General features: G+C 53.3%; 2 protein-coding genes. Both read left to right on the plus strand.

The features are described from left to right. The first annotated feature begins 169 nt into the window (after positions 1-169). On the plus strand, positions 170-787 hold the full coding sequence (locus V6D20_03385) for a Uma2 family endonuclease (GenBank protein ID HEY9814836.1): 618 nt from the start codon (positions 170-172) through the stop codon (positions 785-787). Between the two features lie 327 nt (positions 788-1,114). After that, the gene (locus tag V6D20_03390; GenBank protein HEY9814837.1) at positions 1,115-1,324 is read left to right on the plus strand and encodes a hypothetical protein; all 210 of its coding nucleotides are present in this window, start codon (positions 1,115-1,117) and stop codon (positions 1,322-1,324) included. Positions 1,325-1,386 lie beyond the last annotated feature (62 nt).

The following is a 1,386-nucleotide window of genomic DNA, read 5'->3' on the forward strand; positions in this document are numbered from 1 at the left end:
TTGCGTAAGCTGACCCCTCTGTTGATACCTTTGAAGAGGAAGAGGCGATCGCTATTGCCGAAGTACAAAAGGAGATCGAAGGTTTGGAAAGTCAACTGACGGAGGTACGCGGCAAAATAGCGAGGGACTTGAAGCAGTTGGGGGTTGAAGTTGACACAGGAGGAACCCGATGATCGCTCAATTGACGAAGCGCACCTATAGCCCGGAGGAGTATCTCGCTCTCGAAGCTCAGGCGGAGTATCGCAGTGAATATCGTGACGGGGAGATTATACCGATGGCGGGGGGAACGACAAACCACAATGAGATTGTGACGAATCTGTGTGTAATGCTGAAGCCGCCGCTCCGGGCGAGGGGGTATCGGCTGTTTACGGAGAATGTGCGGGTATGGATTGAGCGTTATCGGGTTTACACTTACCCGGATGTGATGGCGATCGCGGGGGAGCCGGTGTATTACGGGGCGGGAACGAGCACGGTGACGAATCCGAGTTTGATTGTGGAGGTAGCGTCGAAATCGACGAAGAACTACGACCAGGGCGACAAGTTCGACTATTACCGTTCGTTGCCCAGTTTTCAGGAATACATTTTGGTGGAACAGTACCGCTGGCGGGTGTTGCAGCATTTGCGGCAGGACAATGGTCAGTGGCTGTTGAGTGACTATGAGGAGTCGGGGGATGTGGTGCTGTTGGCTTCGCTGGATCTGCCGCTGCCGCTGAGCGAGATCTATGCTGGGGTGGATTTTGGCCGATCAGAGGCGGATATCGAGGAGCGGATAGAGGGGCAATCATGACAGCGATCGCAGGGGTTGTCGTTGTTGGCAGGGTGGATCTGTTGCAAAAACAAACTACTCTCAACCCTATGCGTCGCAAGGCTTTCAGGCTTAGCGATCAAACTTTCATTACTATACAAAGGCGGAGTCTGCCGACGACAGCCCATCCATCCCACTTTATCTGCATGGCTGGAGCGAAGTAGCCCAGAGCCGCTAGATTGCCTCTGCTGACCAGAGCGCGATCGCTCATCCCCAAATTATTTCCCAATCAGTGGGGAGACATTCCCAAGTTTTTCACAATGGTTCTCTAGATTAGGAGATAACCAAAACAGCTCAGGAGTTCCGACCATGTTGGCTCAACACATCACCACCATCGAACGCTTCTACGAAATCTACTCCCACAGCCTCAGCGTTGGTGTACTCAGTCTGCAAGATTGGTTGGTGTTGAACGAAGTGCAAGCCTTGCCTAGCCTCACGGAAGAAGCTCAATCGATGCTGAAGCGCCTCCTCCATTCCCTCCGCACCGGTCGCATCCATGCCCAACTGCAAGGAGCATAAGGTCTGCGCTGCTTGTCTGTTGTCCGATAGTCCCACGCACTTCAATGGGGAATCTACGACAG

Source organism: Candidatus Obscuribacterales bacterium (genome assembly GCA_036703605.1).
Taxonomy (GTDB): Bacteria; Cyanobacteriota; Cyanobacteriia; order RECH01; family RECH01; genus RECH01.